The organism is Sphingobium sp. ba1 (assembly GCF_000743655.1).
Lineage (GTDB): Bacteria > Pseudomonadota > Alphaproteobacteria > Sphingomonadales > Sphingomonadaceae > Sphingobium.
Genome location: NZ_JPPQ01000069.1, coordinates 1013371 through 1038064, shown reverse-complemented (window position 1 = coordinate 1038064; position 24694 = coordinate 1013371). Strand labels below are relative to the sequence as shown.

General features: G+C 63.0%; 22 protein-coding genes. 9 read left to right on the top strand and 13 right to left on the bottom strand.

What is annotated here, in order from left to right; genetic code table 11:
• Window positions 1–77 precede the first annotated feature (77 nt).
• The gene (dnaE, locus tag IL54_RS08060; RefSeq protein ID WP_037474602.1) at window positions 78–3623 is read left to right on the top strand and encodes a DNA polymerase III subunit alpha; all 3546 of its coding nucleotides are present in this window, start codon (window positions 78–80) and stop codon (window positions 3621–3623) included.
• Here dnaE and IL54_RS08055 read toward each other — a convergent pair whose 3' ends face one another.
• Window positions 3624–4688, bottom strand: coding sequence for a PA0069 family radical SAM protein (locus IL54_RS08055; RefSeq protein ID WP_037474600.1), 1065 nt, complete (start codon window positions 4686–4688; stop codon window positions 3624–3626).
• A gap of 102 nt (window positions 4689–4790) precedes the next feature.
• Here IL54_RS08055 and rnr point away from each other — a divergent pair, with 102 nt between their 5' ends.
• Window positions 4791–7091, top strand: a complete 2301-nt coding sequence (gene rnr / locus IL54_RS08050; RefSeq protein ID WP_037474591.1) for a ribonuclease R — start codon at window positions 4791–4793, stop codon at window positions 7089–7091.
• 124 nt (window positions 7092–7215) lie between these two features.
• On the opposite strand, the gene IL54_RS08045 is transcribed toward rnr, so the two are convergent.
• Window positions 7216–7671, bottom strand: coding sequence for a universal stress protein (locus IL54_RS08045; RefSeq protein ID WP_037478122.1), 456 nt, complete (start codon window positions 7669–7671; stop codon window positions 7216–7218).
• A 186-nt stretch (window positions 7672–7857) separates the two neighbouring features.
• Between IL54_RS08045 and IL54_RS08040 the strand changes: the two genes are divergently transcribed.
• Genes IL54_RS08040 through IL54_RS08025 form a run of 4 tightly spaced genes read left to right on the top strand, consistent with a single transcriptional unit; the run spans window position 7858 to window position 11602 of the window.
• Window positions 7858–9153: a pyruvate dehydrogenase complex dihydrolipoamide acetyltransferase gene (locus IL54_RS08040; RefSeq protein ID WP_037474589.1), complete on the top strand. Its 1296-nt coding sequence runs from the start codon at window positions 7858–7860 to the stop codon at window positions 9151–9153.
• On the top strand, window positions 9153–9554 hold the full coding sequence (locus IL54_RS08035) for an acyl-CoA thioesterase (RefSeq protein ID WP_037474587.1): 402 nt from the start codon (window positions 9153–9155) through the stop codon (window positions 9552–9554). The genes IL54_RS08040 and IL54_RS08035 overlap by 1 nt, the downstream gene beginning before the upstream one ends.
• A gap of 22 nt (window positions 9555–9576) precedes the next feature.
• Window positions 9577–10992 carry a dihydrolipoyl dehydrogenase gene (lpdA, locus tag IL54_RS08030; RefSeq protein WP_037474584.1) on the top strand — a complete coding sequence of 472 codons (1416 nt, stop codon included), beginning with the start codon at window positions 9577–9579 and terminating at the stop codon, window positions 10990–10992.
• A complete protein-coding gene (locus IL54_RS08025) occupies window positions 10970–11602 on the top strand; it encodes a phosphatase PAP2 family protein (protein ID WP_037474582.1) in 633 nt (210 codons plus the stop codon). The genes lpdA and IL54_RS08025 overlap by 23 nt, the downstream gene beginning before the upstream one ends.
• Here the strand turns inward: IL54_RS08025 and IL54_RS08020 are convergent.
• The 11 genes from IL54_RS08020 to IL54_RS07970 form a co-directional block, all read right to left on the bottom strand.
• Complete coding sequence (locus IL54_RS08020; RefSeq protein ID WP_237748817.1) at window positions 11582–13024, bottom strand: DUF2142 domain-containing protein; 1443 nt, start codon at window positions 13022–13024, stop codon at window positions 11582–11584. The genes IL54_RS08025 and IL54_RS08020 overlap by 21 nt on opposite strands.
• Before the next feature lie 134 nt (window positions 13025–13158).
• The gene (locus IL54_RS08015; protein WP_037474576.1) at window positions 13159–14103 is read right to left on the bottom strand and encodes a hemolysin family protein; all 945 of its coding nucleotides are present in this window, start codon (window positions 14101–14103) and stop codon (window positions 13159–13161) included.
• Between the two features lie 8 nt (window positions 14104–14111).
• Window positions 14112–14627, bottom strand: coding sequence for an rRNA maturation RNase YbeY (ybeY, locus tag IL54_RS08010; protein WP_037474573.1), 516 nt, complete (start codon window positions 14625–14627; stop codon window positions 14112–14114).
• A 125-nt stretch (window positions 14628–14752) separates the two neighbouring features.
• On the bottom strand, window positions 14753–15757 hold the full coding sequence (locus IL54_RS08005) for a PhoH family protein (RefSeq protein ID WP_037478120.1): 1005 nt from the start codon (window positions 15755–15757) through the stop codon (window positions 14753–14755).
• A 100-nt stretch (window positions 15758–15857) separates the two neighbouring features.
• The gene (miaB, locus tag IL54_RS08000; RefSeq protein WP_037474571.1) at window positions 15858–17204 is read right to left on the bottom strand and encodes a tRNA (N6-isopentenyl adenosine(37)-C2)-methylthiotransferase MiaB; all 1347 of its coding nucleotides are present in this window, start codon (window positions 17202–17204) and stop codon (window positions 15858–15860) included.
• 9 nt (window positions 17205–17213) lie between these two features.
• Window positions 17214–17972 carry a lysophospholipid acyltransferase family protein gene (locus tag IL54_RS07995; protein WP_037474569.1) on the bottom strand — a complete coding sequence of 253 codons (759 nt, stop codon included), beginning with the start codon at window positions 17970–17972 and terminating at the stop codon, window positions 17214–17216.
• A gap of 2 nt (window positions 17973–17974) precedes the next feature.
• The gene (locus IL54_RS07990; RefSeq protein ID WP_037474568.1) at window positions 17975–18397 is read right to left on the bottom strand and encodes a Fur family transcriptional regulator; all 423 of its coding nucleotides are present in this window, start codon (window positions 18395–18397) and stop codon (window positions 17975–17977) included.
• A gap of 136 nt (window positions 18398–18533) precedes the next feature.
• Complete coding sequence (locus IL54_RS07985; protein WP_037474566.1) at window positions 18534–18962, bottom strand: MucR family transcriptional regulator; 429 nt, start codon at window positions 18960–18962, stop codon at window positions 18534–18536.
• Between the two features lie 113 nt (window positions 18963–19075).
• The gene (rimI, locus tag IL54_RS07980) at window positions 19076–19555 is read right to left on the bottom strand and encodes a ribosomal protein S18-alanine N-acetyltransferase (RefSeq protein WP_037474564.1); all 480 of its coding nucleotides are present in this window, start codon (window positions 19553–19555) and stop codon (window positions 19076–19078) included.
• Window positions 19552–20181, bottom strand: coding sequence for a tRNA (adenosine(37)-N6)-threonylcarbamoyltransferase complex dimerization subunit type 1 TsaB (gene tsaB, locus IL54_RS07975; RefSeq protein WP_037474561.1), 630 nt, complete (start codon window positions 20179–20181; stop codon window positions 19552–19554). The genes rimI and tsaB overlap by 4 nt, the downstream gene beginning before the upstream one ends.
• Before the next feature lie 86 nt (window positions 20182–20267).
• Window positions 20268–20843, bottom strand: coding sequence for a NifU family protein (locus IL54_RS07970; protein WP_037474559.1), 576 nt, complete (start codon window positions 20841–20843; stop codon window positions 20268–20270).
• Window positions 20844–20938: 95 nt separating this feature from the next.
• Between IL54_RS07970 and IL54_RS07965 the strand changes: the two genes are divergently transcribed.
• The 3 genes from IL54_RS07965 to IL54_RS07955 all read left to right on the top strand — a co-directional run.
• On the top strand, window positions 20939–21409 hold the full coding sequence (locus IL54_RS07965) for a pyridoxamine 5'-phosphate oxidase family protein (RefSeq protein WP_037474556.1): 471 nt from the start codon (window positions 20939–20941) through the stop codon (window positions 21407–21409).
• A 306-nt stretch (window positions 21410–21715) separates the two neighbouring features.
• On the top strand, window positions 21716–23101 hold the full coding sequence (locus IL54_RS07960) for a DEAD/DEAH box helicase (protein ID WP_037474553.1): 1386 nt from the start codon (window positions 21716–21718) through the stop codon (window positions 23099–23101).
• 122 nt (window positions 23102–23223) lie between these two features.
• A partial coding sequence (locus IL54_RS07955; RefSeq protein ID WP_037478119.1) for a M16 family metallopeptidase occupies window positions 23224–24694 on the top strand: 1471 nt, incomplete at its 3' end.

Sequence of the window (24694 nt, the reverse complement as noted above, 5' to 3'; positions counted from 1 at the left end):
GGCAAGATCATTGTGCGATTTGGAAGAATGATGCGCAGGGGGCTGGCGTCGAATCGCGGCAGGTGCATATTGGGGCCATGCCTCATGCCGCTTTCGTTCCCCTCCGCATATTCTCCTCCTACACCATGCTGGAAGGCGCGATCGATCCCAAGGTCATCGCGAAACAGGCCAAGGCGCTGGGTTTTCCCGCCGCCGCCATCACCGACCGCAACGGCCTTTATGGCTCGATGGCCTTTTCCGATGCGTGCAAGAGCGACGGGGTGCAGCCGATCATCGGCGCCATGCTCGGCATCTTGCGGCCCGGCCGTCCGGCCAATGCGTCGGCGGTCCATGACTGGCTCGCCCTCTATGCGCAGGACGCGACGGGCTATGACAATCTCTGCGCGCTCGTTTCGATGGCGCATCTCGACCGTCCCCTGGAAGAAGTGCCTCATGTCGGCCTCGACGTGCTGGAAGGACGGACCGAAGGCTTGATCGCGCTGACCGCAGGCGGGGAGGGGGCGTTGGCACGCCTCTTTGCCGAGGATCAGCCCGACGCGGCTTTCGCCTATGCCGACCGGCTGCAGGCGCTATTTCCCGACCGGCTCTATGTCGAACTCTCCCGCCGTCTCGATCCCGTCGAAGGCAAGGCCGAGCCCCATCTTCTTGATCTCGCCTATGCGCGCGATTTGCCGCTGGTCGCCACCAACCCGACCTGTTTTACCGAGCCGCATTTCCACGCTGCGCATGATGTGATGCTGTGCATCGCGGACAGCGCCTATGTCGATATGCCCGACCGGCGGACCAGTTCGCCCGACGCCTGGATGAAGCCGACCGGCGAAATGAAGCGGCTGTTCGAGGATCTGCCCGAAGCGCTCGCCAATACGCTGGTCGTGGCGCAACGCTGCGCCGTCGCCGCGCCCAAGCGCAAGCCGATCCTTCCGAGCCTCGCTGGCGATATCGAGGGCGAGGCGCGGATGCTGCGCGACTTAGCGAGTGCGGGCCTTGACGCCCGGCTCGCCAAGCTGGGGATCATCGATAGCGCCGCCCGTCAGCCTTATCTCGACCGGCTCCAGTTCGAGACGGACATCATCATTCAGATGGGCTTTCCCGGCTATTTCCTGATCGTTGCCGACTTCATCAAATGGGCCAAGGATCATGATATTCCGGTGGGTCCGGGCCGTGGTTCGGGTGCCGGGTCGGTCGTGGCCTGGGCGCTGCTGATCACGGATCTCGATCCGCTGCAACTGGGGCTGCTGTTCGAACGCTTCCTGAACCCGGAACGTGTGTCGATGCCCGACTTCGACATCGATTTTTGCGAAACCCGGCGCGGCGAAGTCATCCGCTACGTCCAGCAGAAATATGGCGTCGATCATGTCGCGCAGATCATCACCTTCGGAAAGCTGAAGGCGCGCGCCGTTCTGAAGGATACCGGCCGCGTGCTCCAGATGAGCTACGGCCAGGTCGACCGTCTAGCCAAGCTGGTGCCCAACCACCCGACCGACCCCTGGACGCTGGAACGCTCGTTGAACGGCGTTGCCGAGTTCCGCGCCGAATATGACAATGACGCGCAGGTCAAACGGCTGATCGACTATGCGATGAAGCTGGAAGGCTTCCCCCGCCACAGCAGCACCCATGCCGCCGGCGTGGTGATCGGCGACCGGCCCTTGCAGCAGCTCGTGCCGCTCTATCGCGATCCTCGGTCCGACATGCCCGTGACCCAGTTCGACATGAAATATGTCGAGGGCGCTGGCCTTGTAAAGTTCGACTTTCTGGGGCTCAAGACGCTGTCGGTGCTGCAAAAAGCGGTCCAGCTTTTGGCGGCGCGCGGCGTGACGGTCGATCTCGATACGCTCGCCTGGGACGATAGCGCGGTTTACGACCTGCTCCAGCGTGGCGACACGGTCGGCGTGTTTCAGTTGGAATCCGAAGGCATGCGCAAGACGCTCGCCGCCGTCCGACCGACCAATTTCGGCGACATCATCGCGCTTGTCTCGCTCTACCGGCCTGGCCCAATGGACAATATTCCGATGTTCGGCCGCCGCAAGAACGGGCAGGAGGCGATCGAATATCCCCACATATTGCTGAAACCGATCCTCGAAGAAACCTATGGCATCTTCGTCTATCAGGAACAGGTGATGCAGGCAGCGCAGATATTGGCGGGCTACAGCCTTGGCGACGCCGACCTGTTGCGCCGCGCCATGGGCAAGAAGGTTAAGGCGGAGATGGACGCGCAGCGCTCGCGTTTCGTCGAGGGCTGCGCCGCCAAGAGTGACATTCCCAAGGCCAAGGCGAACGAACTGTTCGACTTGATCGACAAATTTGCAGGCTATGGTTTCAACAAGAGCCACGCCGCCGCCTATGCGTTGCTCGCCTATCAGACGGCCTGGCTTAAGGCGCATTATCCGGCGGAATTCTACGCCGGGTCGATGGCTTTCGATATCCATCTGACCGACAAGCTGACGATCTTCGTCGATGATATGCGCCGCATGGGGCTGACCTGCCTTGCGCCCGACATCAACCGAAGCCAGGCGGACTTTTCGGTCGAGGCTGTCCCTTATGAAGGCGAAGACCCGCGTTTGGGCTTTGCCGTGCGCTATGCGCTGGGTGGCCTCAAGGGCGTGGGCGAGAAGGCGATGGACCAGTTGGTCGCGGAGCGCGATGCGGCGGGGCCATTCAAATCGCTGGATGATTTCGCCGACCGTATCGAGCCGCGTCTGCTCAACCGGCGGCAGTTGGAAAGCCTGGCGGCGGCGGGGGCGTTCGATGATGTCCATCCCGACCGTGCGGGAGTCCATGCTGCCGCAGAAACGATCCTGGCCGTCGGCGTCAGCGCGGCGCAGGCGCGGGAGAGCGGGCAGGGTGGCCTGTTCGGCGACGTTGAGACGCCCCATGCTGATGTTCGCATTCCGCCGCATCAGGCCTGGACCGTGTCCGATCGCATGGCGCAGGAAAAGGAGGCGTTCGGCTTCTATTTCTCCGCCCATCCCGTCGATCGCTACCGCCATCTGGCCGACGCGCGCGGCGCGCGCAGCTATGGCGCGGTCTGTCAGCAGCCGGTGGGCATGCCCAACGAGGAAGGGCGCGTCATGACCATCATGGCGGCCATGGTGGAAGATGTGCGCTGGCGCGAAACCAAGCGCGGGGCGCGCTACGCCAACGCGACCTTCTCCGACAGTAGCGGCCAGTTTCAGGCCAGTTGTTTCGAGGAAGATGCATGCAAGGCGATCGAAGAACTGGCGCGCGACGGTGATTGCGCCCTGCTGGTTGTGGAACTGGACCGGCTACCGGGCGAGGAAACCCCGCGTGTTACTGTTCGCGGGGTGGAACCCTTCCGCCAGATCGCCAGTGCCTCACGCATGGAACTGACGGTCGATGTGGAAACGGCCGAGGCGGTTGCCAAGCTTGCCGAGATATTGGGGCAGGCCGAAGGCGGACGCAGCGAAATCTTCCTGCGCGCGCCGGTCAGCGATGGCCAGGCGGCGCGCGTCTTCCTGGGCGACAGGTTCAGCCTGGGGGCGGATCAGGTCGATGCGATCGGTGCGATCCGGGGTCTGACCATTCATCGCTTCGAGCGGATGGATGTGAAGGCGGACGGCTACAAGACGCGCACGCGCCGGTCGGGCATGCGGCTGGTCGGCTGATCAGAAGAGCCGCGGCTGCGCGCCTTCGGGTGGGTGGAACAGGTCGGTGCGCAAGGTCAGCCGATCGTCGCCAAAGCCCGCCTTCCGCCGCGCCTTGACGAAGCGGCTGCGGATCAGATCGGCCCATACCCCTTGGCCGCGCATTCTGATGCCGAAATTGGGATCATTGTCGCGCCCGCCGCGCAGGTCGCGGATGATGGCCATCACCTTGGCCGCGCGGTCGGGGTGATGCGCGTCGAGCCAGGCGCGAAACAGCGGCGCCACCTCATGTGGCAGGCGGACGAGGATATAGTTGATATCTCGCGCGCCTGCCGCTGCGACGCGGGCGACCACGCTTTCGATTTCATGGTCGTTGATGGCGGGGATGATCGGCGACATGTTGGCCGACACGGGAATGCCCGCCTGCGCCAGTTGCGCGATTGCTTCCAGTCGGCGTTCGGGATGGGGTGCGCGCGGTTCCAGCGTGCGGGCGACCTTGGGGTCGAGCGTGGTGATGGAGAGCATCACCGCCACCAGATTGTCACGCGCCAGGTCTGCAAGCAGGTCGATGTCGCGCAGGATGCGGTCGGACTTGGTCGTGATGAAGGTCGGGTGCTGCGTTTCGACGAGCACCTCCAGCACTTGCCGCGTGATCCGCCAATCCTTCTCGATCGGTTGATAGGGATCGGTATTGGTGCCCATCGCGATCGGCGCGACGCTGTAATTTTTCTTGGCCAGTTCGGCGCGCAGCAGGGCGGCGGCATCGGGCTTGGCGAACAGCTTGGTTTCGAAATCCAGCCCCGGCGAGAGGTCATGATAGGCATGGCTCGGCCGCGCATAACAATAGATGCAGCCATGTTCGCAGCCGCGATAGGCGTTGATCGATCGGTCGAAACCGATGTCGGGTGAGGCATTGCGGGCGATGATGGTGCGTGGTCGTTCGACCGTGACTTCGGTGCGGAGTCGCGGGAGTGCGCCTTCCAGCATGGCCAGATCGAGCCAGTCACCGTCTACCGCGCGCTGCGGCAGATTGAAGCGATGGCTTTCGCCATTGACGGTCGCGCCTCTGCCTTTTTCGATAGCCATCACGAAGATTAGAACAAATAAAGAACGATGGCAACGGGTCAGTAGAACAGCGGTTCGGACCAGGGCTGGCGTCACACGGACGGCGTCCCTATAGCTAGGGATATGGCATCAACCCAAAAGCACAAGACACCGGACAAGGTCCGCCCCGCGGGCTTCCCGACACGCGATCAGGTGATGGAATTCATCACCACATCGGACCAGCCCGCGGGCAAGCGCGAGATCGCCAAGGCCTTCGGCCTCAAGGGGCAGGAGAAGATCGCGCTCAAGGCGTTGCTCAAGGATATGGCTGACGAAGGGCTGATCGACCTTGGCCCGGCGCGCGCTTTTCACAAGCTGGGCGGGGTGCCCAAGGTTACAGTACTGCGGATCATCGATGTCGATGATACGACGCTGATCGCTACGCCCGAACGGTGGGAGGCAGAAGGCCAACCCGCGCCGCGCCTGCGCATCGTGGAGCGCGGCAAGCGCGGCGCGCTGACCATCGGCGATCGCATCTTGGCGCGGACCGAGGAAGCGGGGCGCGGCTGGGTCGCGCATCCGATGAAGAAGCTCGCCAAGGCGACCGAAATGCTGCTGGGCGTGGTCGAAGAGATGGCCGACGGCAAATTATGGCTGCGCCCGGTGGATAAGCGCATTCGCAAGGATACGCCGATCAGCGATGCCGGCACCGCCAAGAAGGGCGACCTCGTTCTGGCCGAGCCGTCCGGTCGTCCGCCGCGCATTTCGGCGCGGGTGACCGATATATTGGGCGACCCCTTCGCCCCGCGCAGCTTCAGCCTGATCGCCATTCACAAACATGGCATCCCCCATGTCTTTCCCGAAGCAACCGAGGAAGAGGCGCTGGTCGCCGCTGCCCTGCCGCTGCATGAGGAGAAGCGCGAAGACCTGCGCCATCTGCCGATCGTCGCGATCGATCCGGTGGATGCGCGCGATCATGATGATGCCGTGTGGGCGGAAGCGGACAGCGACCCGGACAATAGTGGTGGGTTTCGCGCGATCGTCGCGATTGCCGACGTCAGCTACTATGTACGCCCCGGCAGCGCGCTCGATCGCGAAGCACGCAAGCGCGGGAATAGCGTTTATTTTCCAGACCTTGTCGTGCCGATGCTGCCGCATCAGCTATCGTCGGACATGTGTTCGCTTCGGGCCGGACAGGACCGGGCGGCGATGGCGTGCCACCTGACCATCAATGCGCAGGGTAAGGTGACCGCCTGGCGCTTTAGTCGCGCGGTGATCCGCGTCGCGTCGGTCATGGCCTATGAGGATGCGCAGGCGGCGATCGACGGCACGGGCGAGCATGAATTGCTCGAAACGGCGCTCAAGCCGCTTTGGGCTTGCTGGGCCTTGTTGCACAAGGCGCGGCTGGCGCGTGAGCCATTGGCGCTCGACTTGCCCGAACGGCGGGTGGTGCTGGACGAATGGGGCAAGATCGTCAGCGTCGCTGTTCGCGAACGGTTGGACGCGCATATGCTGATCGAGGATTATATGATCGCCGCCAATGTCGCGGCGGCCAAAGCGCTGGAAGCGAAGAAGGCACCGGTCATGTACCGCGTCCATGAACCGCCAAGCCGGGACAAGCTGGTCGCGCTCAAGGAATATCTGGCGACCTTCGACATCGAATTTGCGTTGGGGCAGGTAATCCGGCTCGCGACCTTCAACCATCTGATCAAGCGGGTAGGGGAAGCGGAAGCGAAGCCGCAGATCATGGAGCAGATCCTCCGCAGCCAGACCCAGGCCTATTATAGCCCGCAGAATATGGGGCATTTCGGCTTGGCGCTTGGCTCCTATAGCCATTTCACCTCGCCGATCCGCCGCTATGCCGACCTGTTGGTCCATCGCGCGCTGGTCGGGGCTTATGGGCTGGAACTGCCCGCGCCCAAGGACGGGACCATCCCCGATCGATCCTCGCTGAGCCAGGAGGATTATGAGAATATGGGCAAGGTCGGCGAGATGATCTCCGGCCATGAACGGCGCGCGATGGAGGCCGAGCGCGATACGGTCGATCGCTATGTTGCCGCGTTCCTGGCCGCCCATGTCGGCGAGCTGGTCAAGGCGCGGATTACCGGGGTTCAGAATTTCGGCTTCTTCGCTACGGTCGATGGACTGGGTGGTGACGGGCTAGTGCCGGTATCGACGATGGGAGCGGAACGCTTCTTCTATGATGAGGCGGGCAAGGCGCTGGAAGGGGTCGAGAGCGGCGATCGCTATACGGTCGGCCAGCGGCTGGAATTACGGCTGGCCGAAGCGGACCCGATCAACGGATCGCTACGCTTCGAATTGCCCGATCATCCCGCGCCGCGCGGCGGGCCGATGAAGCGCGACCGGACACGGCCGGGCAGCCATCGCGGGCGGCCGATCAACATCCGGCATGTGGGCGCGAAGCGGGGTAAGCATAAGCGGTAATTGGCAGCAGAGGCGTGTTTGCCCGTGCTGTGGTGGTTCGATCTCGACGTCGGGTTAGGGGCGTTTGGGTGGGAGATGGGTTCCCGCTTTCGCGGGAATGACGGGGAGGATCGAGTGTGCGCCTTTAGCTCAGGCGGTCGATCGATTCCGCGTCGAGCGCGCCGGGGATGACCATGATGGGGCAGGGCATTCGGCCCGCATCTGCTCCGGCGAAATGCGATACCAGAGGGCCGGGCGGGCCGCTGGCGGCAGCGCCCAATACCAGTGCGGCGACATCGTCCATTTCGTCGAGAGTTTCGCGCACGACAGCAACGGCTTCGCCCTGGCGCACGGTGATGCTGGGACGGATGCCGGATTCATCCATCAATGTTCCGGCTGCACTGGTTACCAGCGCCTCGGCGCGTTGCAGCGCTTCATCCTCCATGGTGGCCTGCACGCCGCCCCATTGGACGAACTCGGCCGGCGGGATCAGGGCGAGGATGCGGACGGTTCCGCCGGTCTTGGCTGCGCGTCGCGCGGCAAAGCGCAGCGCGGTTTCAGCCGCCGGCGATTCGTCCACGACAACCAGATATGCCCGCACTGAATATTGCCCCTGCAAAGATTTGATGGCCATGCCGTTCGGTCAATCGAACTGAACGAACCATAGGGGTGAAATGTGGGCCATAATCGGCTTTGGCGCAAGGCGTCCCTTGACCGTTCCGGCGAATGCGTGAAAACGAACAGCAAATGGCGCGTGCCGCATAATTGAAGAAGAGGCCCAGAACGCATGAGCAAGACGATCCAGATGCCCGCTTTGTCCCCCACCATGGAGGAAGGGACGCTGGCCAAATGGCTGGTCAAGGAAGGGGATACGGTATCGTCCGGCGATCTGCTGGCGGAAATCGAGACCGACAAGGCGACGATGGAGTTCGAAGCGGTCGATGAAGGCGTGATCGCCAAGATCCTGGTATCCGAAGGCTCCGAAGGCGTGAAAGTCGGCACCGTGATCGCGATCATCGCCGAAGAAGGTGAGGACGTCTCGACCGTCGCCGCCGGTGGTGGCGAAGCTGCGCCCAAGGCCGGGGCGGCACCTGCCAAGGCGGAAGCCGAAGCGCCTGCCGCAACGCCAAAGGCTGCGGCTGTGCCCGCCGCTGCTGCCCCCGCCGAGGGTCGGGTCAAGGCCAGCCCGCTCGCGCGCCGTCTGGCGCAGGACAAGGGCATCGATCTGGCGGCGGTCACCGGTTCCGGTCCCAATGGCCGCATCGTGAAGGGCGATCTGGACGGGGCCAAGGCTGGCACGGCCAAGTCGGCCGCGGCGCCTGCTGCCGCCCCCGCCGAAAAGGCTCCGGCGGTCCCGGCACCGACCGCGCCGACCGGCGCGCAGGATTTCGGCATTCCGCACGAGGTCGTCAAGCTGAGCGGCATGCGCAAGACGATCGCGCGCCGCTTGACCGAATCCAAGCAGCAAGTGCCGCACATCTATCTGACGGTCGATATCCAGCTCGACAAGCTGCTCAAACTGCGCGGCGAACTCAATGCGGGGCTTGCCAGCCGCAAGGTCAAGCTGTCGGTCAACGACCTGCTGATCAAGGCGCTCGGCGTGGCGCTGGCCGAAGTGCCCGAATGCAACGTCCAGTTTGCGGGCGACCAGATGCTGCAGTTCAAGCGCGCCGACATTTCGGTCGCGGTGTCGATCCCCGGTGGTCTCATCACCCCGATCATCACCGATGCCGGCAGCAAGGGCGTCGCCGCCATCTCCGACGCGATGAAGGATCTGGCCAGCCGCGCCAAGGACGGCAAGCTCAAGCCGGAAGAATATCAGGGCGGCACCGCCTCGCTCTCGAACATGGGCATGTTCGGCATCAAGCAGTTCGAGGCGGTCATCAACCCGCCCCAGGGCATGATCATGGCGATCGGCGCGGGCGAGAAGCGGCCGTTCGTGGTCGATGACAGCCTGCAGATCGCGACCGTCATGTCGGCCACCGGCAGCTTCGACCATCGCGCCATCGACGGCGCCGATGGGGCGCGGTTGATGAAGGCGTTCAAGGAATTGATCGAAAACCCGATCGGCATGTTGGCCTGATGCCGTTCGTTGACGAGCAGCCGCCGGAGCATCACCCGGCGGTGCGGGTCATCGCCATGCCCGCCGATACCAATCCCTATGGGGATATTTTCGGCGGTTGGCTGATGAGCCTGATGGATTCGGCGGCAGGATCGGTGGCTGCGCGCTACAGCCATGGCCGTGCCGTGACGATTGCGGTGGAGGGCATGACGTTCCTGCGTCCGGTCGTGGTCGGTGACGAGGTTTCGGTGTTCGCTACCCTCAAATCCGTTGGGCGCACGTCGATGAAGATTGCGGTAGAAGCGTGGCGTCGTGCGCGGCATGACGACCGATCCTATCGCGTTACCCAGGCGACCTTTACCTTCGTGGCGATCGGAGAGGATCGCCAGCCCCGTTCCGTTCCGCCGATCGCGGAAGCCTAATTACAAGAAGCGAGTGTGACCCATGGCTGATACCTACGATCTCATCGTCCTCGGCTCCGGCCCCGGCGGCTATGTTGCCGCGATCCGCGCTGCGCAGCTCGGCCTCAAGACGGCCATCGTCGAGCGCGAAAATCTGGGCGGCATCTGCCTCAACTGGGGCTGCATCCCGACCAAGGCGCTGCTGCGGTCGGCGGAGATTTTCCATTATATGCAGCATGCCAAGGATTATGGCCTGGCCGCGGACAATATCACGGCGGACATCGAAGCGGTGGTGAAGCGGTCGCGCGGCGTTGCCAAGCAGCTCAATCAGGGCGTCACCCACCTGATGAAGAAGAACAAGATCACCGTCCATATGGGCGATGGCAAGCTGGTGGCGAAGGGCAAGCTGTCCGTTACCAAGGATGGCAAGACCGAGGAACTGACGGCCAAGCATATCATCATCGCGACTGGTGCGCGCGCCCGCGACTTGCCGCAGCTCAAGGCCGACGGCAAGCGGGTGTGGACCTATCGCCACGCCATGACGCCGCCGGAAATGCCGACCAAGCTGCTGGTCATCGGGTCTGGCGCGATCGGTATCGAATTTGCGAGCTTCTACAACGACATGGGCGCGGACGTGACCGTGGTCGAGATGATGGACCGCATCGTCCCCGTCGAAGATGCCGATGTGTCCGCTTTCCTGGAAAAGGCGGTCAAGAAGCAGGGCATGACCGTGCTGACCGGGGCCAAGATCGAAAAGATCGCGACCGGTGACAAGGGCGTGACCGCGACGATCAAGGACAAGACGGGCAAGGCGATCGAAGCGGAATATAGCCATGTGATCGTCGCTATCGGCATCGTCCCCAATGTCGAAAATCTGGGTCTGGAAGAAGTCGGCGTCGAGCCGGACCAGCGTTTCCACGTCAAGACCGACGCCTATGGCCGCACCAATGTCGATGGCATCTGGGCGATCGGCGACGTGACGGCGCCGCCATGGCTGGCGCACAAGGCGAGCCATGAGGGCGTGATCGTCGCCGAGATGATCGCGCAGACGCTGGGCAACAAGGATGTCCATCCCCATGCGATGGACGTGCGCAACATTCCGGGCTGCACCTATTGCCACCCGCAGATCGCCAGCGTCGGCCTGACCGAAGCCAAGGCGAAGGAAGCGGGTTATGAGGTGAAGGTCGGCATGTTCCCCTTCATCGGCAATGGCAAGGCGATCGCGCTGGGTGAGGCGGAGGGCTTCACCAAGACCGTGTTCGATGCCAAGACCGGCGAACTGCTGGGCGCGCATATGATCGGTGCGGAAGTGACCGAGATGATCCAGGGCTATACGATCGGCAAGACGCTGGAGACGACCGAGGCGGAATTGATGCACACGGTTTTCCCGCATCCGACCATTTCGGAATCGATGCACGAGAGCGTGCTGGCCGCTTATGGGCGTGCGATCCATATCTGATCGCTGGACACGGGAGAAAGGCGCGGGGGCTATGGTCCTCGCGCTTTTGTGCGTCGTCGCCGTTGCGTGGATGCAACGCGCGGGGTGGCTGGATGGACTGAATGTCGGGCTGATGGGCGCGGCGGGCGAGGCGCGCGATAGCGCCTGGGGCGGGCCTTCCATTGCGCTGATGCGGCTGGCGACGGCGATCGGCGACACGATCGGCCGATTTGCGATATTGGCGGTGATGTTTCCCCTTTTGCTGTGGGGACGTCGGCGGGCCGATGCGCTGTGGCTGGCGCTGATGATGGCGGGGGGTACGGCGCTCAACCTGATCCTCAAACAGATATTCGCCGCGCCGCGCCCCGACCTGTTGCCGCATCTCGACATCGTGCAGAGTTACAGCTTTCCGAGCGGCCATGCGGCAGGCAATATGATGCTGTTCGGCGCGCTGGCGATGCTGGCCGGGCGGCGCAGCGTCTATTGGGCGGCGGGCGTGATGATCGCGCTGATCGGGGTCAGCCGGGTGTGGCTGGGCGTGCATTGGCCGAGCGATGTGATGGCGGGTTGGGTCACCGGTTTCGGCTGGCTGCTGCTGTGCCGGGTGTGGTTACCAGCGCGGCGAGGGTAGCAGCAAGGCGCGGGCGAGGCTGTCATGCGGTGGCATGCCGTCGGTGGTGATGAAGCCATGGATCCAGAAACTGTCGAATAGCGTTGCGGCGGCGATAACGAGCAGCAGCAGGGCGGTGCCCGCGAACAGGCGCGGCGCGCCGCGCATCGGTCGGTCGGGTGAGAGCGCGATCAGGATCAGGGGTAGGATTGGCAGGAAATAGCGGCCCTGCGTGCCCTGAATATAGTCGGCACCCAGCGGCGTGCCGGTCAGATACATGGCGGTTTCTATCAGCAAGGCAATGCCGCCCGCCACCGCCAGCCACCAGAGCCGTTGGCCGATGCCGAAACGCGCGCCTGTGCCAGTCGCGATGCCTGTGCCGAGCATCAGCAGGGCAAGCGGATAGGCGATCAGGGGCAGTAGGATGGCGTTCCAACCGAAGCGGCCAACGATCTGAAGAGCGTAGACGGGCGCGCGTTCGGTCACGCTGGAGATGAGGATGCGGACATAGGCCAGCGGATCGCGCAGGATGACGGCCAGTTGGTCGGCGAGGGGCGCGGTCATCATCGTTTCGCCGGAGCGGCGCGACTGGATATGGTAGAGCGCCTGGCTGCCGCCGGACCATTTCATCCAGAGGATGAAGCCGACGGCGCCGACCAGCATCGCGCCGATCAGCAACCATGGCCGATAGTCGCGGCGGTCCTGCGGCCAGCGCAGGCCTGCCGTCATGATGGGAAGATAGACGCCTTTGGCGAGGGCCAGAAGCGGGGCGGTGATGAACAATCCGGCGGCGCGGGCGGGGGATGCGCCCATGAAGCCGATCCGCAGCGCGAGAGCGAGGCCGAGAAAGCCGAGGCCATTGATGACCGCATCGGGCGAGAGTGATCCGGTCTGATAGGCGAAGGTCGGGAGCAATGCAGTTGCGAGCAGGGCATTGCGGCCGAAGGGCAGGCATTGGAGCGCGGCGATCAGCAGCAGCAAGCCTGTCGCCGCGTTGACCAGTCGACCGACATAAAAGGCATCGCGCCGCGACAGGTCGAGCGCATCGCCAAGATACAGGCCGACCGCGCCGGGGGCGTAGAGGGTGGGCGCGTAGCTGGCGACATTGGGGAAATCGGCAAAGGCGGTGCCGGGCCGCTGCGCATCGGCATTGCCGCTTCGGTCCAGCATGGCGCGATCGAAACGGCGCAGCGTGGGCGGGACATCGGTGGGGAAATCGACGGCGTGAAAGTCTACGGCGGCCCGCGGTAAGGTCGCGCCGATCAGATCGCCGCGCTGTTCGGTCAGGACACGGCCCTCCGACAGCAGCAGCGCTTTCATATAATGCTGATTTTCGTCGGGCGCCTGAAAGGGCGGCGTGATCAGTGCGCAGAAGAGGGTGGCGATGGCGATGGCCGTCAGCAACAGCTTTTCCAGCCTGCCCCATGGCGCGGCCAGCAGCATGTCGGCGCTCCGGGCGCCCGTTCTTGTCCTGATCCGTTCGCTTCGCATCGCCGCCGCACTTTACTCTATGACCGCGATGCTAGAGCCCAGCCCTTAATATTTCCCGTCCGTAACTAAATTTTGCTGGGGTTGCCTTAGCCCTCCTCTTCGACCGCCCGCTTGATCGGCGGGTGCAGCCGCAGCCGGGTTACGCGCCGTCCGTCGCTGGCGAGGATTTCGAGTTTCCAGCCGCTTTGGTCATGCATCAATATTTCGCCGGGTTCAGGCACGCGGCCCGCGATGACGAAGGCGAGGCCGCCCAGCGTATCGACATCCTCGTCGATATCGCCCAGCTTCTCGTCGATTTCCTCGGCGACGTCCTCCAGTTCGGCGCGGGCATCGGCTTCCCACAGGCCATCGTCCAGTGGGACCAGCATCGCTTCGGGGGCATCATCATGCTCATCCTCGACCTCGCCGACGATTTCCTCGACCAGATCCTCGAAGGTCAACAGCCCTTCGGTGCCCGAATATTCGTCCAGAACGATGGCAAGATGCGTGCGCTTGGCGCGCATTTCGGCGAGCAGGTCGAGCGCGCCCATGCTTTCGGGCACATAGAGCGGCTGACGGATCAGCGGTTCGAGCGTGTCCGGCACCGGGTCTTTACCCGCCAATATGGCGAAGGCATCTCGGATATGGACCATGCCCACGATCGTATCGAGCGTGTCGCGATAGACCGGGATACGGCTATGGCCCGCTTCGGCGAACAGCGCGGCGAGATCAGCAAAACTTGCTTTCTCTTCGATCGCGATGATGTCGGCGCGGGGCACGGCGACGTCGTCGACCGTATGTTCGGAAAAGTGGAGGAGGTTGCGGACCATCTGCCGCTCGATCGCCGACAGGTCGCCCTTGGTCGGCGGCGCTGCACCGACTTCCTCGCTATCCTCGTCATATTCGTCGAGCGCTTCTTCCAGTTCCTGTCGCAGGCTGGTGGATTCGCCATCGCCGAACAGGAGCGACTTGATGCCGCTCCATAAGCCGCCGTCGTTACTACTGTCCGATTCCTTGGAACCGTTGCCGTCCTTCGGGCTGCCCTCAGCCATAGTTAGTCCTAATCCCCTGTCATCATGCGATCCCCATAGGGATCGGGAAGTCCGAAACTGGCCAGCGCGGCGATTTCCAACGCTTCCATGGCCTGCGCCTCATTGTCGTCCATATGATCATATCCGAGCAAATGAAAAGTCCCGTGTATCATCAAATGCACGGCATGATCGGCAAGCGAGATACCTTTGTCCGCCGCTTCGGCGGCGCAGACCCCCTCCGCCAGCACGATGTCGCCGAGCAGGACTTCGCCATCATCAGTATTGGCGGTGCTTTGCAGCAGGTCGGCCTGTACCATCGGAAAGGACAGGACGTTGGTCGGCTTGTCCTTGTCGCGATAGGCGCGATTCAACTCATGCACTTCGGCGTCGCTGGTCAGCTTGACCGCGATTTCATACAGCGCCTGGTCGGTCGCGAAGGCGGCATAGGGGCTGTGGGCGATGGCGGCGGCGACGGCACTTTGGGCGAGTTGTTCCCAGTCCGGCCCAAGCCAGCCATCTTCGTGGAGGAGAGCGACTTCAATCATGATATGCCTTGCTTTCCGTTCGGGCTGAGCGAAGTCGAAGCCCGTGCCAGAGCGAAGCGAAGGCGCCTCGCTCTGCTCGGCCGGGCACTTCGACTTCGCTCAGTGCGAACGGACGATTATGTCGTTTATGCATCCGGCCCCTCATAGGCCTGGACGATGCGCCCGACGACCGGGTGGCGGACGACATCGCCGATGCCGAAGGGCACCATGGCGATCCCCTCGACACCTTCGAGCCGGGCGACCGCGTCGGCGAGGCCCGATGCGCCGGGTTGCGGCAGATCGACCTGCTTGGGATCGCCGCAGACGACCATGCGGCTGCCTTCGCCGAAACGGGTGAGGAACATCTTCATCTGGGCGATGGTGGTGTTCTGCGCTTCGTCCAGCACGATGAAGGCGTTGGCGAGCGTCCGGCCGCGCATGAAGGCGAGTGGTGCGATCTCGATCTCGCCGCTGGCGATGCGCCGTTCAACCTGCTCGGCGGGGAGCGTGTCGTAGAGCGCATCGTAGATCGGACGGAGATAGGGATCGACCTTCTCCTTCATGTCGCCGGGCAGGAAGCCAAGCCGCTCACCGGCCTCGACCGCGGGGCGCGACAGGATCAGCTTGTCCACGGTGCCGGTGATGAGTTGGCTCACCGCCTGCGCGACGGCGAGATAGGTTTTGCCGGTGCCTGCCGGCCCCAGGGCGAAGATGATGTCGTTGCGGTTCAGCGCCTCCATATAGGTGACCTGGGTGGCCGAGCGCGGGACGATCGTCTTCTTGCGGGTGCGGATCATCACCGTGGGCGGTTCGGCGACATCATGGCGGATGATGCCGTCCAGCGTTGGTTCGGACGACATGGCGATGATCGCCTCGACCGCGCCGGTGTCGATCTCCTGCCCCGCGACGATGCGGTTGTAGAGACCGGTCATGACGTCGCGCGCACGGGCGGCCGCGTGGGCCTCGCCCTCGATCTGCAGCTTGTTGCCGCGCGCGGCGATGTAGACGCCCAGCCGATTTTCGATCGCCACGAGATTGCGGTCATATTGGCCAAACAACGTACCAAGCAGATGCGGCTTGTCGAAGATGACTTCGAGTTGCGCGCGCTCGGTCGATGGACCGCCAAAGCGGGTATTGGGTTTCTTGCCCATGGTCAGCCTCCCTTGCTCGTCATGCATCTCGTGAAGATCCGCCACAGTGGAAGATCGGGGAGATGGCGTCCCGCCCATGCGGGAATGACGAAGCTTTGGTTCAAGCGGCTTTCCTCCTGCTATAGTCGCCGGCCAGACTATTGGGACCGGCGCTGATGATATCGACTTCGATGAGGTCGCCGATCGCACTGTCGGGCGCGGTGACATGGACGGACTGGAGCCAGGGCGTCTTGCCGATCAATTGACCGGGATAGCGACCCTTGCGCTCCAGCAAGATGTCGGTGCGGCGACCAACGGTGGCACTATTGAACGCCACCTGATGCCGGTTGATCGCGGCTTGAAGTCGGGCGAGGCGCTCGTCCATGACGGCGGCCGGAACCTGGCCATCCATGTCGGCGGCAGGCGTGCCGGGGCGGGGGCTATATTTGAACGAATAGCATTGCGCATAGCCGACGGCATCGACGATCTTGAGCGTATCCTCGAACTCCGCATCGGTCTCGCCTGGGAAGCCGACGATGAAGTCACCCGACAGGGCGATGTCGGGCCGCACAGCACGGACCCGGTCGAGCAGGCGCAGATAGGTCGCCACATCATGGCTGCGGTTCATGGCCTTGAGAATGCGGTCATTGCCAGACTGTACCGGCAGATGGAGGAAGGGCATCAGCTTGGCGCAATCGTTATGCGCGGCGATCAGGCCGTCGCTCATGTCGTTGGGGTGGCTGGTCGTGTAGCGGATGCGATGGAGGCCGGGCAGTTCGGCCAATCCGCGCACCAGCCCGTCCATGCCCTGCATCCGGCCCTTGTCATCCTCGCCCGACCAGGCGTTGACGTTCTGACCCAGCAGGGTGATTTCCTTCACGCCGCCATCGACCAGCGCCTTGGCTTCGTCGAGGATGGCGGTCCATGACCGGCTGATCTCCGCCCCTCGTGTGTAGGGCACGACGCAATAGGTGCAGAATTTGTCGCACCCTTCCATGATGGTCAGGAAGGCGGTGGGGCGCGCCTGCTTGGTGCGGGCGGGCAGGGCGCCGAATTTGGACGCCGCGGGCATGTCGGTATCGACGGCCTCTTCCCCGCGTCCGGCCTTTTCGATCAGGTCGGGCAGGCGGTGATAGGCTTGCGGGCCGACGACGATATCGACGGTCTTGGCCCGGCGGCTGATCTCGCTGCCTTCGGCCTGGGCGACGCAGCCAGCGACCGCGATCATCGGGCGGGTGCCGTCTTCGCGGGTCATGCGACCAATGTCGGAATAGACCTTATCCACCGCTTTTTCGCGGATGTGGCAGGTGTTGAGGATGACCAGATCGGCGTCGGCCCCGTCCGCCGCCGTCATTCCCTGCGCGCCAAGCATCTCGGCCATGCGCTCGCCATCATAGACGTTCATCTGGCAACCGAAGGATTTGACGTGGAAGGTGGCAGGCGCTTTGGGGGCATCGGTACGATTCATGACCACCAGCTATATAGAGGGCGGGGCAGAAGCGAAAGGGCGCTGGTGCAGGGCGATACTTGCGGCGATCGCGTCGCGCGCGGTGGCTGCAATGGCTTTGCGATCGGCGCAGCTTGCCGGGTCGAAGGGCGCCAGGAAGCGGAGCGTCACGACGAGCGGCCCCTTGTGTCCAAGCACACGCCAGGCGTTGGTGCCTGCCGGTTCGTCGCCATGCCAGGCGATCTCACCGGTCGCTGCGCCATAGTCGATATGCACCGGCTGGATCAGCACGGCGCGGGGCGGTGGTAGCAGGACGGCGAGCAGCGAGGGTTTGAACGGCAGCAGGCCGCTGCCGTCGCTGGTGGTGCCTTCGGGAAAGAGCGCGACCGGCTGATGCCCTTGCATCGCGGCGCGCAGCGCATCGAGTTGATGGGACAGAGCGCCGCGCCGTTCGCGGGCGACGAACAGCGTGTTGTTCTGGGCGGCGAGCCAACCGATCACCGGCCAGCGTGCGATGCCGTCATGCGCAACGAAGGCTGCGCCGGTTGAGCCGCCGAGTGCCAATATGTCGATCCAGCTGACATGGTTGGCGAGCAGAACCATGTCGCCGTCATGCGGCTGCCCCGCACGCTCGACGCGCGCGCCGATTGCGCGCGCCGCCAGCGCCAGGAAGCAGCGAGGCCAGGGTGACCGTTGCCGGGTCAGCTTCCAGAGCAGATGGGGGATAAGACAGGCAAGCAGGCTGGCGACCAGCGCTGCGATGCGGGCTGTGCGGCGGACAGGCGCCAGCGTCAGTTCTTCCGTTCCAGGGCTACGCCGTACAATTCCATGCGATGGTCGACCAGTCGGAAGCCGAGCTTCTCGGCAATCTGCTTTTGCAGCTGCTCCAGTTCGGGGTCGACAAATTCGATGACATTGCCGGTTTCGACATCGATCAGATGGTCATGATGGGATTCCGGCGCCGCTTCGTAGCGGGCGCGGCCATCGCCAAAATCATGCCGTTCCAAAATGCCCGCTTCCTCGAATAAGCGAACGGTACGGTAGACGGTGGCGATCGAGATGCCGGGATCGATCATCGCGGACCGTTTATGCAGTTCCTCGACATCGGGATGATCCATGGCGTCGCTCAACACCTGAGCGATCACGCGCCGTTGTTCGGTGATGCGAAGGCCTTTTTCATGGCACAGGGCTTCGACGTCGATCTTGCGGTTCATGAAGGCTCGCTCAAATGGAAAGTCCGGGGAAAGACCCATTGCCTAGCGGCTTTTACGCGGACAGGAAAGGCCAGATACAGGAAAGGGGCGCATCGTCGATGCGCCCCTGGCTTCCCTTATTCATGCGGGCAAAGACTTACTTTGCGACGCGAGTGGTCCGGCGGCGCTTGGTGCCCAGACCGATCTTCTTCGCCAGATTGCGGCGCTGTTCGGCATAATTGGGGGCGACCATAGGATAGTCGGCCGGCAGACCCCACTTGGCGCGGTAATCGTCCGGGGTCATCTGATAATGGGTCATAAGATGGCGCTTGAGCATCTTGAGCTTCTTGCCATCTTCCAGACAGATGATGAAGTCAGGCTTGATCGAAGAGCGAACCGAGACGGCAGGCTCCGGCTTGACTTCAGGCGCGGCGACCGGCTCGTTGAGCGCCGACAATGCACCATGTACATTCTGGATCAGCGTGGCGACGTCGGAGACGGCGACGCTATTGTTGGAGACATGTGCGGCGACGATGTCGGACGTCAAAGTAATGAGCAGTTCGCTCTGTGCCGATTCGGTTTCCATTTTTCTATTTCCTACGAAGGCTTTTTATAATGCGACCCGCCGGTGGAAATGGATTTCTGCAGCGGTAGGTTTCCGCTAGACGGTATAGCCTCATTTCGCAAGGGGCTATAGGCTCATATCCGCATGTCAATACGAAAGCTCAGAGCATCATGAAGTTGTCCATCATTGCCGCGATAGTAACCGGGGCGACGATGCACATATTCGAAGCCGGTTTTTTCGTATAGTTTTATGGCGTTATTTGAAGCGCGTACTTCCAGGTTCATCGATGTGATGCCCCTACGGCGCGCACGCATCAAACTGTCGCGCAACAGCGCTTCGCCAACACCGCGACCGCGCCACAAGGGGTCGACCGCGAGCAACAACAGTTCGCATTCGTCCAAGACGGATCGCACCAAAGCAAAGCCCAACGGGGCCGCATCAATCCGCACGACTGTCAGCCACGTGCCCGGCATCATCATGACACCGGCGAGTTGCGCAGAGGTCCACGCCTCCCCGAAGACCGGGTCGAAGGCGGCGTCCATGACCGTCATGGCGTCGGCAATGGCGTTGCGTTCGCCCTCGTCATAAGTGTCGAAGATCAGCTCTGGCATCATGATGCTGCTCGCTCCGCGATCGTCTTGGCATCGGCACCCCGGCCATAGAGGGGCGTCGAGGAAAGGGGGGGCAGGTCGGCGATCAACGGATAGTCGGCCGCATCGGGATAAAGGGTCAGCGCCGCGCCTGCGCCGCGCGCGGTGACTAGCGCCTCGGCCCCCGTGCCATAGATGATAGGCGCGCTGATCTGATCCGCGAGGAGGGCGATGGGCGTGGATTGGACCGGGCCGGTTGCGGTCATGCCGTCGCTGGTGAAGCCTTGCCAGAAAAGCTCGCCATGACCGCCGGTGATAGTGACGATGATCGGATCGTCGCCCTGATGCTGCCGCGCGGCACTGGCGGCGATGATCGACGGGGCGCTGTAACCATGGAGCGGGAGCGCCCAGGCCAAAGCCAGCGCGCGCGCGGCGGCGATGCCGATGCGGACGCCGGTGAAACTGCCCGGCCCAACATCCACCGCGATGGCGTCGGCGCGTCCGCCGTCGGGCAGGGCAGCGATGGCCGGCAGCAAGGCTTCGGCATGGCCGCGCCCGACGATTTCATGATGGCGGCCGATGAGCGCGCCGTCTTCCAGCAACGCCACGGACAAGGCCTGTGTCGCAGTGTCGATCACCAGCAGGCGCAAAGGATACTCCCTTTAGGCTCCGCAAAAGAGCGGATTCGCCTAGCGGTTAGTCGATCAGTCGCGTTTTGCCAAATCACATGCGCGGTTCAGACCGCGCGGACTTCCGTGACTTCGGGAACATAATGTTTGAGCAATTGCTCGATCCCGTTCTTGAGCGTCGCGGTGGACGAGGGACAACCGGCGCAGGCACCCTGCATCTTGAGATAGACGGTGCCCTTGTCGAAGCCGCGATAGATGATGTCGCCGCCGTCATTGGCAACAGCCGGGCGCACCCGCGTATCGATGAGTTCGCGAATCTGTTCGACGATTTCGGCATCCGCCGGATCATCGCCAAAGCTGCCCTCATCGCCGGGCACGCTGATTTCGGCAGCGGAGCCAGCCTTGAAGAGCGGCATGTTGGCGGAAAAATGTTCGAGCAGGGTCGCGAGAATATCCGGCTTTACATCAGACCATTCGGAACCCGGCGCGATCGTGACGGAAATGAAGTCGCTGCCGAAAAAGACGCCGGTTACGTCGCCAAGGCCGAAGAGCGCATCGGCGAGCGGCGAAGCTTCGGCTTCCTCCGGCGTCGCGAAATCGCGGGTGCCCGCGCCCATGACGGTGCGGCCGGGGAGGAATTTGATGGTCGCCGGGTTGGGCGTCAGTTCGGTCTCGATCAGCATGGACGCTATGTGGAGGCAAGCAGGCTCAAGATCAAGCGGCGGGGAACTTCGTTGGCTGCCGTCGATTGATTGGGGGAAGCAATTGGAGAGCGCATATGAGCACCGAATCCGAAATCCGCGACCGTTTCTGGAGCGATCTGGCAAGCAGCCCGTTCGTGATGATCGGTCTGCAGAACAGCCATGAGCATAGCCTGCCGATGACGGCGCAGCTCGATCCCGATGCCAATCATTGCTTCTGGTTCTACACCAGCCGCGACAATCGACTGGCCCCAGGCGGTCCGGCGATGGCGCAATATGCCGCCAAGGATCATGACCTGTTCGCCTGCATCGACGGGACATTGACCGAAGAGACGGATGCGGCGGTCATCGATCGTTATTGGTCCAAGCAGGTCGAAGCCTGGTACCCGGGCGGGCGGAATGATCCCAACCTGCTGATGCTGCGCTTTGATCTTGGATCGGCAGAAATCTGGCGCGCGGACATGTCGCTGACGGGCGTGTTCAAGATGATGTTCGGTGGCGATGTGCGTGACGAAATGAAGACCAAGCATGTCGAAATAACGCTCTGAGCCCTTTCGACCGAGAAAATGAGCGGCCGCGACAGGATGTTGCGGCCGCTTGCTTTTTGCCTGCGCCTTCGCCATATGCGTTGCAGCGCAGCAGAGGAACCATTTTGGTTCCACAGCGATTGGCAGCGTGATCGTCCGCAAACCTATGGTGGCTGAAGCAGTCACAAAGGGCTCACGGACCGGCCAATGAGAGTCTGCGTCAAGTTTGAGGCTTCCCTTTTCACGCGGGTCGTTTCGTAACCCGCCTTAGCGCCCTTGCTGCGTCCGCAGATCAGGTTGGCGCATGGCCCACTTGTGAGTTTACACATGGAATTCAATGACTTTGGTCTGGCTGAGCCGATCATGAAGGCGCTCGCCTCCAAAAATTACGTTACCCCGACGCCGATCCAGCAAAAGGCCATTCCGGCGCTGTTGGAAGGCAAGGATCTGTGCGGCATCGCGCAGACCGGCACCGGCAAGACGGCGGCATTTGCGCTGCCCAGCCTCGATTATTTCGCGCGTAATCCCAAGGTGACGCCACTCAAGGGCTGTCGGATGCTTGTGCTGGCACCGACCCGCGAACTGGCGGCGCAGATCGCGCAGAGCTTCCGCGACTATGGCCGTTTCCTCAAGCTGAGCGTCGAAACCGTGTTCGGCGGCGTGCCGATCAACAAGCAGATTCGCGTTCTGGCTGGCGGCGTCGATATCGTCGTCGCAACGCCTGGCCGCCTGCTCGACCTGATCGACCAGCGCGCCTTGATCATCAAGGACACGGAAATCTTCGTTCTCGATGAAGCCGACCAGATGATGGACATGGGCTTTATCCAGCCGTTGAAGCGCGTCGCCAAGATGCTGCCGCGCGAACGGCAGAATCTGTTCTTCTCGGCCACCATGCCCAAGGAAATCGAAGCGCTCGCCGCCCAGTTCCTCAACGATCCGGTCAAGGTCAGCGTCGCGCCGCAGTCGACCACGGCGGAACGTGTGCGTCAGCGCGCGATCTTCGTGAACCAGGCGGAAAAGCAAGCGCTGCTCCACCTGATGCTTAAGAGCGAAGAGATTGATCGCGCCCTGATCTTCACCCGCACCAAACATGGTGCCGACCGTGTCGTGCGTTTCCTGGAAGGCGCCGGGATCGATGCTTTCGCGATCCATGGCAATAAGAGCCAGGGCCAGCGCACCACGGCCTTGCAGGCTTTCCGCCAGGGCAAGGTGAAGCTGCTGGTCGCGACCGATATCGCTGCGCGCGGCATCGACGTGTCGGGTGTGTCGCATGTCATCAACTTTGAAATCCCCAATGTGGCGGAACAATATGTCCATCGTATCGGCCGCACCGCGCGCGCCGGGGCCGAAGGCATCGCGATCAGCTTCGTGGCGGATGACGAACGGCCTTTCCTCAAGGCGATCGAAAAGACGACCCGCGTAAAGCTGGAAATCGAAGCGCTGCCTGAGAATTTCATGGAAGCGGTGCGCAACATGCCCAAGCCCGCCGCCCCGAAAAAGGGTCCGAGCCAGTCGCCCCAGCAGCAGGCGCGTCGCGCCGATGGCCAGCGCAAATATCAGGACGGCCAGAAGCAGTCGCGCGGCACCCCGGATCGCGCCCATCGCCCCGACTCCGAGGGTGGCGAGAAGCGTCCCTTCCGTCGTCGCCGCAGCGGCGGCCCGGTCGGCGCGCACAAGAGCGCCGTCCAGCGCACTGGCGCACCGCGCGTATAAAATAGGATCGAGCGTGCCGGGACGGGGTTCCGGCGCGCTCCACCTGATGGGGGCAACAGTCTCCCGTCCTGACGATGATTGTCAGTGGCCATTCAGGAAAGTGTCGCTAGGCTGCTAGGCCTATGCATTTTTTCCCCCGCCGTTCGGCCACTTCGCTCTCCGTTCTCGCCCTGTTGCTGTCGGTGTCGTCCGTGCCGCTTGTCGCACAGACGCAATCGCCGACCGCCCTTGCCAAGACAGGCGCTGCGCAGGCGCAGACGCGCCCCTGGCTATATGAAAATAGCGATGTGCCGATCGATGCCGCCTGGCATTTCGGCACGCTGTCCAACGGGTTGCGCTATGCCATCCGGCGTAACGGCGTGCCGCCGGGGCAGGTGTCGGTGCGGTTGCGGATCGATGCCGGTTCCTTGATGGAGCGGCCCGATGAAATGGGATATGCCCATTATATGGAGCATCTGACGATGCGTGGGTCGCGCCATGTGCCGGACGGCGAATCCAAACGTATCTGGCAGCGTTTGGGTGTGACCTTCGGCAGCGACAGCAACGCCGTCACGTCGCCGACCGGCACCACTTATGCACTCGACCTGCCCCAAGCCACACAGGCAAGCCTGAACGAAAGTTTGAAAATTCTTTCGGGTATGATGGCTGATCCCAACATCGTCGATAGCGCCATCGCCGCCGAGCGCGCGGTGGTATTGGCCGAGCGGCGGGAAAGCGAGGGCACCCAGATGCGGGTATCGGATGCCAGTCGCCAGCATTTCTTCGCCGGGCAGCCTTTGGCCGATCATTCACCCATCGGCACTATCGCCACTTTGAACGCCGCGACAGCCAAGGCGATGGCTGCCTTTCACCAGCGCTGGTATCGCCCTGAAAATACGGTGATTGCGATAGCGGGCGACATCGACCCCGCGCAGGCCGAGCAGTTGATCCGCGACAATTTCGCGGATTGGAGCGCAACGGGCAAGGGCGCGGCCATTCCCGACTTCGGCAAGCCCGATCCAAAAAGTCCGGCGACGCGGGTGCTGGTCGAACCCGGCACGCCGGTCGGCCTGACGGCGGCTTGGCTGCGTCCGTGGAAGCCGCGGGCCGACACGATCCTGTATAATCAGGACAAGCTGACCGACATGTTGGCGCTGCAGATCATCAGTCGCCGGTTGGAACAGGCGGCGCGGGCCGGGGGCAGCTTCCTGCAAGCAAGTGTCGAGCAGCAGGATGTCAGCCGTTCGGCGGACGGCACCTTTATGTCGATCATTCCTGCCAATGATGATTGGGAAAAGGCGCTGGCCGATGTCCGCGCCATCGTGGAAGACGCCAAGGCCAGCCCGCCCAGCCAGCTGGAGATCGACCGCGAATATGCGCAGATGGATACGGCGCTGTCGATCCAGGTCGAAAATGCCGATACCGAGGCGAGCGCCAGGCAGGCGAGCGATCTGGTTAGCGCCGTGGACATTCGCGAGACAACCGTCAGTCCGCAGGCCGCCGTGGATATCTTCCGCGCCGGTAAGCCCGCCATGACACCGCAGAAGATATTGGATTCCACGCGGCGGTTGTTTTCCGCCGACGTCTTCCGCGCCCTGCTGGTGACCGGCAAGG